Origin of the sequence: Pseudomonas sp. ES3-33 (assembly GCF_000952175.1) — a bacterium.
In the GTDB taxonomy this organism is placed as follows: domain Bacteria; phylum Pseudomonadota; class Gammaproteobacteria; order Pseudomonadales; family Pseudomonadaceae; genus Aquipseudomonas; species Aquipseudomonas gregormendelii.
The window spans coordinates 158,834-165,952 of the sequence record NZ_JZRI01000147.1; the positions used below are offsets into that span (position 1 = coordinate 158,834).

Annotated in this window: 6 protein-coding genes and 1 rRNA gene; 2 read left to right on the top strand and 5 right to left on the bottom strand. The window is 60.0% G+C overall.

Annotation, left to right across the window (positions count from 1 at the left end; translation table 11 throughout):
* The first annotated feature begins 1 nt into the window (after nt 1).
* Together UB23_RS24350 and UB23_RS24355 are read left to right on the top strand one after the other, a co-directional pair.
* Nucleotides 2-469 carry a flagella synthesis protein FlgN gene (locus UB23_RS24350; protein ID WP_045061809.1) on the top strand — a complete coding sequence of 156 codons (468 nt, stop codon included), beginning with the start codon at nt 2-4 and terminating at the stop codon, nt 467-469.
* A 92-nt stretch (nt 470-561) separates the two neighbouring features.
* A complete protein-coding gene (locus tag UB23_RS24355; protein ID WP_045061810.1) occupies nt 562-1,308 on the top strand; it encodes a flagellar brake protein in 747 nt (248 codons plus the stop codon).
* A gap of 63 nt (nt 1,309-1,371) precedes the next feature.
* Here UB23_RS24355 and UB23_RS24360 read toward each other — a convergent pair whose 3' ends face one another.
* The 5 genes from UB23_RS24360 to rrf all read right to left on the bottom strand — a co-directional run bounded on the left by UB23_RS24360 (nt 1,372) and on the right by rrf (nt 6,914).
* Nucleotides 1,372-2,763 (bottom strand): MFS transporter, encoded by a 1,392-nt coding sequence (locus UB23_RS24360; RefSeq protein WP_045061811.1) that lies wholly within the window; start codon nt 2,761-2,763, stop codon nt 1,372-1,374.
* A 70-nt stretch (nt 2,764-2,833) separates the two neighbouring features.
* Nucleotides 2,834-4,075, bottom strand: a complete 1,242-nt coding sequence (locus UB23_RS24365; RefSeq protein ID WP_177328592.1) for a glutamine synthetase family protein — start codon at nt 4,073-4,075, stop codon at nt 2,834-2,836.
* Between the two features lie 199 nt (nt 4,076-4,274).
* Nucleotides 4,275-4,967, bottom strand: coding sequence for a sensor histidine kinase (locus tag UB23_RS24370; RefSeq protein ID WP_045061813.1), 693 nt, complete (start codon nt 4,965-4,967; stop codon nt 4,275-4,277).
* Nucleotides 4,964-6,568: a tetratricopeptide repeat-containing response regulator gene (locus UB23_RS24375; RefSeq protein ID WP_045061814.1), complete on the bottom strand. Its 1,605-nt coding sequence runs from the start codon at nt 6,566-6,568 to the stop codon at nt 4,964-4,966. The genes UB23_RS24370 and UB23_RS24375 overlap by 4 nt, the downstream gene beginning before the upstream one ends.
* Before the next feature lie 230 nt (nt 6,569-6,798).
* Nucleotides 6,799-6,914 (bottom strand): 5S ribosomal RNA (rrf, locus tag UB23_RS24380).
* Nucleotides 6,915-7,119: the final 205 nt, after the last annotated feature.

The following is a 7,119-nucleotide window of genomic DNA, read 5'->3' on the forward strand; positions in this document are numbered from 1 at the left end:
CATGCACGATACCCAATTACTACAACTGATCATCGACGACTTTGCACCAGCGCAACAATTGTTCGAGCTACTGCAAACCGAGTCCCTCGCCTTGCATGGTCGCGACATGCGTCTGCTCGAGGATATTCTGGCGCGCAAGCAGGCACTGATCATTTTGCTGGAACAGCATGGCCGCAAGCGCAGCGAAATCCTTGCCAGCCTCAACCTGCCGCTCAATCGACAGGGGCTGGAGCAACTGGCCAGCCAGTCAAGCGTTGGCGACCGCCTGTTGTCGCAAAGTGATGTGCTGACCGATCTCCTGGCCCAGTGCCAGGACGCCAACGTGCACAATGGCCGGTCCATCATGATGCAACAGGCCGCCACGGCCACCCAGCTGAAAATCCTTCATGGCGGCGACACACCCGCGCTTTACGACGCGCGCGGTTCAACCTCCACCCTGGCGAAACGGGGTCCCCTCAGTCAGGCCTGAACCTGACATCGAGCCCGCACTATCAAGACGAGAAACATGCTGGCAAAATGCCGGCAAGCAGCTGTCAAATTTTGTCTGGAGATTGATGAACCGTGTTCAATGCCTCAAGCGCGGATGATGCTCCGCAGCCACCCAAGGTGCTCACCACGCCCCTTGAGATCTCCGGCACCCTTCGTCAGCTGCAAGACAGCCACGACCCGCTGATCATCACGTTTCACGAGCGCGCCCAACGCTTCCAGAGTTATCTGGTGGGGATTGACCGTGACAACGGCACCATGGCCCTGGACGAAATGATCCCCCGTGACGGCGAACGTTTCCTGCTGGCAGGCGAGCCGTTCAAGGTCGAAGGCTTTCACGACGGCGTGCGAATCGCCTGGGAAAGCAACGGCGCGCTGACCATCGACGAAACCAGTGGCAGCCGCTGCTATCACGGCCCCCTGCCGGACGAAGTGGTATACCACCAGCGCCGCAACGCCTTCCGCGCGGCATTGAAGCTGGCGCAACTGGTGGACGTGGACCTGGACGGTGAAAAACTCAAGGCGCCGATCAAGGGCAAGTTGCTCGACATCTCCGCCACCGGCTGCAAATTGCGTTTCGACGGCGACATCGGCGGCAACCTGCAACTGGGCCAGGTCTACGACCGTTTCATGGCTGCCCTGCCGTTCGGCAAAATGACTGCCCCGGTTGAACTGCGTTACCTGCATTTCGAAGAGAAAATTTCCACCACCTTCGCCGGCGTGCGCTTTCACAACATGAGCGGCCTGGTGCAGCGCCAGGTCGAGCGCTTTGTCTATCAGCTGCAGCGCGAAGCCCGCCGATTCGATAAAGACGACCTCTGATACAGGCGCCAATAAAAACGGGCAGTCCCTTGCGGTGACTGCCCGTTTTTTTATGCGCCGAACTTAAGGACGCGCTTCGGTAAAGCTCTGTTCACGCCCCTCATCCGGGTCGTCGCCCGAGGGTTCATCCGTTTCAGATTTCGGCTCTGGTTCCAGCTCTGGTCCCACCTCAGGCTCAGGCTCAGGCGCAACCGGATTCTGCATCTGATCCTGCACCACCTGCTCATCCACCCGCGGATCGAGCGCCGCTACCAATGGCGAACTCGACATGCTGTCCGGCATCGCCACGTGATGCAGCGGCGCGTCGTCGACCTGGTGCAGGTTGGTCACCGCTTTCGGGCGGATTCGCCACACCAGCACCAGCGCGAAGAAGCTGAAGAACGCATACAGCATCTGGCTGCCGAACAGCTTCATCAAGACCCCTGCCACCAAAGGCCCGATACTCGCACCCACGCCATAGGTCACCAGCAGCATCGCGGTCAGAGAGACCCGGCGATCACCTTCGACGTGGTCATTGGAGAAGGCCACGGCCAATGGATACAGGCAGAACTGCACCAGCGAGCAGAAGAACCCGGCGATGAACAGCACCTCCAGCGGCACTTGCTTGAGGATCGCCAACGGCAACGCGGCCACCGCCAGGCTGAACGCAAAGCAGCGGATCAACAGCGCCCGGTCATAGCGATCGGACAGCCAGCCCAGCGGCCACTGCACCAGCAGGCCGGCAAAAATGCAGCTACCCATGAACAGACCGACCTGCTCGGTGGACAGCCCTTGCTGCGAGGCATACAGCGGCGCCAGGCCGTAGAACGAACCGACGATCAGGCCCGCGCCCAGCACCGTGCTGAGTGACTGCGGCACCCGCTTGATAAAGAATCGCGGCTCCATGGGCGCAGGATGCAGGGGGGCGGGGTGAATCCGCCGGGTCAGGGCCACCGGCACCAGGCACAGGGCGAAGCACAGGGCGACCAGCATCAACAACTCCAGGCCCAGCGCCGGGTGCATGACCAGAATCAACTGACCCAGCACCAATCCCAGGTACGAGGCAATCATGTAGCCGCTGAACACCAGGCCACGCTGCTTGGCTTCGGCCTGCTCATTGAGCCAGCTTTCGATGACCATGTACTGGCACATCATGCCCAGGCCGACAATCACCCGCAGGAACAGCCAGGCGGGCAGCCAGTCGATCAATCCATGACCGAGCACCGCAGCACCGACGATACCGGCACAGGTCGCATAGGCCCTGATATGCCCGACCCGGGCGATCAGCCGGTGGCCGATCTTGCCACCCAGCACCAGGCCGAAATAGTTGGCCGCCATCAAGGCACCCACCCACAGGCTGTCGACATTGTCGGCGGCCAGGCGCAGGCCCAGATAAGTACTCAACAAGCCTGAGCCGATCAACATCATCAGCGAGGCGAAATAAAGCGCTCGAAAGGATTTCCAGATTTGGCGCATCGGCGTTCCGAGCGGCTCCTTGCAGTAAGTGTCGGGCTATCCGAAAAGATAGCCCGATGGCGCTGATTCGTCAGGCCTGGGCGGCCAGGACACGACGCTCCCAGGGCGTAATTTCGTCGAAGAAGCTGGTCAACTCAAGGGTCTTCGAAGCGACGTAGCCTTCGATGAACTCAGTGCCAAACAGTTCCTTCGCCAATTGACTACGTTTCAGACGCTCGAGAGCGGCATGTAAGGTACAGGGCAACGAAAGATTATCCGGCACCTGGAATTCACCCTGGATCGGCTCGCTCGGTTCCAGCTGGTTTTCAATGCCATGCAGCCCGGCGGCCAGGCTCGCGGCGATGGCCAGGTACGGGTTGGCATCCGCCCCCGGCAAGCGATTCTCGACCCGACGGGCGACCGGTGAACTGGCGGGAATGCGCAAGCCTGCCGAGCGATTGTCATGGGACCAGCAGGCATTATTCGGCGACGCAAACGGATGGCACAAGCGCTGGTAGGAATTCACATTAGGCGCAAACAACGCCGTGAAATCCGCCATGCCCGCCTGCTGCCCCGCAATGAAATGACGGAACATCGCCGTCGGCTCGCCCGCCTCGTCACTGAACACATTTTTGCCACTGCCGATCTCGACGATGCTTTGATGAATATGCATCGAACTGCCAGGGGTGTGCGCCAGCGGCTTGGCCATGCACACCACGATCAGGCCATGCTTGAGCGCGACTTCCTTGAGCAGGTGCTTGAACAGGAACGTCTGGTCGGCCAGCAGCAAAGGATCGCCATGCAGCAAATTGATCTCGAACTGGCTCACACCCATCTCGTGCATGAATGTATCGCGCGGCAGGCCCAGCGCGGCCATGCATTCGTAGACCTCGCTGAAGAACGGGCGCAGGCCGTTGTTGGAGCTGATGCTGAACGCACAATGTCCGTCCTCGCGACGTCCGTCCAGGCCGGCCGGTGGCTCAAACCCCAGCGTCGGATCAGGGTTGGGCGCGAACACGAAAAATTCCAGCTCGGTTGCCACCACCGGCGCCAGGCCCAAGGCGGCATAACGAGCGATGACCGCCTTGAGCTGGCCCCGGGTCGACAGGCTCGAGCTTTCGCCACTGAGTTCATCGGCATCACAAATGGCCAGCGCTCGCGGATGCTTGCTCCAAGGCAGGCGATGGATCTGTGCCGGATCCGGCACCAGCGCCAGGTCGCCGTCATCACTGCCGTAGAAACGCGCCGGCGGATAACCGCCCATGATGCATTGCAGCATCACCCCCCGCGCCAGCTGCAGGCGTCGACCTTCGAGGAATCCCTCTGCGGTCATCACCTTGCCACGGGGAACGCCGTTCAAATCCGGCGTGACACATTCGATTTCATCAATGCCCGTCAGTCGCTGTGCGAGTGAGCGCTGGCCATCGGTTGTCATGACGCAATCCTTGTTGTTGTGCGAGCCACGAAGGGCAACCCGTACAAAATAGGCTCCGCGTGTTCGGAATATCAAGCAGCGCCAGGCAAAAATTACCTCAGGGCAGATAGAGGCTGAACAAACCGCCGCCCAACGGGCCGCCGTTGCCGATCTCGGTGCGCCCTTCCACGCCATTACGCTGGTGCAGTGCAGCAATCCGCGCGGCAAAATACAGGCCCAGGCCGGTACTGCCGGTGGTGTGGTTGATGCCCTGAACATGATTGGCCTGGCGTTCAATCATATGCGGCGAGTACCCCTGGCCATCGTCATTGACCGTGATCACCAGTTGCCCAGCCGTATCACTCACACTGATCAGCACCGCCTGGCGAGCGTAACGGATGGCATTGTTGATGCAGTTTCCCAGTACCGAGGCGATCAGTTCGCGGTCGAAGAAACCCAGGGGGCTCAACGGGTCCACTTCAAAGGTGGCCATGATGCCGCGACTGGCGAACACCTCCTGATGACAGGCCAGTTGCGCCTCAATGAAATCGTCCAGCTCATGATAGGCCGGCTGCAACGGCAGCTGGTTGATGCCTATTTTGTAAAGTCCCAACAGTTGCACCAGCATGCTATTGAGGTGGGCGAACTCGAATTCGATCACACCCTGCTCCGGCGCCTGCCGCGCGGGGGCCGGCAAGCGCCCCAACCATTGGCTGTGCGCCTGCATCAGCATCGCCAGGGAGTTCTTCATGTCGTGCACGGTGGAAGCGATTACCGTGGAAAAGTCCAGTGCCGGGTCGTTGTGGTTCATGCGCCGAACGCCTTGGTTTTCAGTTTCTGGTAGCGCGGGAAGCGCGGATCGGAATCGGGCATCAGGCCAACCATTTTCAGGCAGGTCCGGCACTCGATGAGTTCGGCCGAAGGCAGGCTGGTATCGGTGCCATGCAGCAGTGACTGCGCCATATTCAGTGCGATACTGATGTTCTTCGGCTGCAGCCCCAGGGCTTTGCGGAACACCGCACGGGCTTCCACCAGGTTGCCGGTCTTGTACACCCGCACGCCCTGACGGTTGAGGTCGGCGGCCAGGTTGCCGGAATTGAGAATGGCCGGGTCATCGGTCAATTTGGCGATGCCCTTCATCACCGCCGGATCGTCGCCGTAGATTTCCGCACAGTTCTTCAACATGCTGGCGCCTGCATCGGGCTGTCCGAGCATCTGCAACTGCTTGGCCACCAGCAGCGCCGCCTCGGCGCTCATGAACTGCTCCATGCCATCGAGCCGCTGCATCGCCTGCTCGGTGAGCTTCTCGGCCGTCTCGGCATCGTTGAGCAACAAGCTGGTGGCCTTCATCAGGCGCGCACGGATCTGCAAGCCGGGGTCGGACGGGTTGTCCTTCGCCACGGCACTCAGCGTGGTGTTGATTTCCAGGCGGGTGCGGGTATCCAGGCCTTTCTCGCTGCCCTTGCTGATCAAGGCATGGGCCAGGCCGAGATTGCTCTCGGCGTCCTTGAAGCGAGACTGGGCACCTTGCGCCACCGCCTGGCGATAGGCCTTGGAAGCCGTCTCGAAATCCTCGTTGGTCATCGCCAGTTTGCCCAACTGCGCCTGCCTGCGAACCGCCAGGGGCGAGAGGCGGATCGCATCTTCCAGCACCCGCTGGGCGCCGCGAGTGTCTCCTTCGGCCGCCAGCACATCGGCCATGCCGTCGTAGAGCGCGGGCATCATTGGAAACACTTTCAGGGCCTTCTCGTACACGCCCTTGGCCTGGGTGATCTGGCCGCGCTTGAACAACAGCTTGCCCAGACCGGCGAACGCCCAGGGCAACGGTCGGTCGGCAATGATGCTGTCGTACAGACGCTCCAGCGCCTCGTTCTGGTTCAGGTCGCGCAGTGCATCGGCTCTGTAGCGCAGGCACAGGGGAGAGTAGCGAATGTCCTGCTTGCACAGGGCAATACAGGCATTGAGCACCTCCAGCGGCTTGCCGCGATCAAGGGCCTGCAGGATCGGCTTGAGCAGGGTTTTGCGTTGCACCAGGCGCTCCAGGCGCTGGGCCAGGCCGGACCGGTTGAACGGCTTGGTCAGGTACGCATCAGGCTCGTGCTCCAGGGCACTCAACACCATCGCCTGGCTGGTCTCGGCAGTGACCATCACGAACACACTCTCATGACTGATCAACTTCTCGACCATCAAGTCTTCGAGCACCTGTTGCCCATTCTTCTTGCCGTCACCCAGGTGGAAGTCCTGCAGGATGAAATCGTAGGACTTCTGCGAACACATGCGCAACGCTTGCTCGCCGGTATCCGCGGTATCCACGTCCTTGATCCCCAACTCCCGGAGCATCGACCTGACAGCACTGCGAAAGTCCGAGAAATCATCGACGATCAGGAACCGCTTTTGGTGATACGACAGCATCGAGGATTTCCAGGCAGTTTTAGAAAATGACATTGGCCGTCTGGGTTATCGGCCAGAAGTCATCATCTCTTGAGCGCAGGGATGCGTAGCGAGAGGTAAAAAACAAGCAGTGCAATCCACCCCCGAATGACCCGCCAATGTCGGTCGTCGGGCCAATAGCTGAGGGTATTTTCCTGCGGACAAAAACAAAACCCCTACCTGCATACGCAGATAGGGGTTTCGGAATTTAATCTTGACGATGACCTACTCTCACATGGGGAAACCCCACACTACCATCGGCGATGCATCGTTTCACTGCTGAGTTCGGGATGGGATCAGGTGGTTCCAATGCTCTATGGTCGTCAAGAAATTCGGGTACTGAGTCGTGGCCAGCTGGCCTCGCTTCAGCAAATTGGGTATGTGATAGCTTTCGGTGTTTGCAAGAGTCGAACTTTCGGTTCATTTCGTCTTCACACACCGCAATCTGGTGCTCGTTAGAGCAAGCAAATTGCTTGGGTGTTATATGGTCAAGCCTCACGGGCAATTAGTATTGGTTAGCTCAACGCCTCACA

What these genes read in the sequence shown, in the direction of transcription:
- UB23_RS24350 (WP_045061809.1), top strand. Translation starts at nt 2, where the DNA reads ATGCACGATACCCAATTACTACAACTGATCATCGACGACTTTGCACCA.
- UB23_RS24375 (WP_045061814.1), bottom strand. Translation starts at nt 6,568, where the DNA reads ATGCTGTCGTATCACCAAAAGCGGTTCCTGATCGTCGATGATTTCTCG.
- UB23_RS24365 (WP_177328592.1), bottom strand. Translation starts at nt 4,075, where the DNA reads ATGACCGCAGAGGGATTCCTCGAAGGTCGACGCCTGCAGCTGGCGCGG.
- UB23_RS24360 (WP_045061811.1), bottom strand. Translation starts at nt 2,763, where the DNA reads ATGCGCCAAATCTGGAAATCCTTTCGAGCGCTTTATTTCGCCTCGCTG.
- UB23_RS24370 (WP_045061813.1), bottom strand. Translation starts at nt 4,967, where the DNA reads ATGAACCACAACGACCCGGCACTGGACTTTTCCACGGTAATCGCTTCC.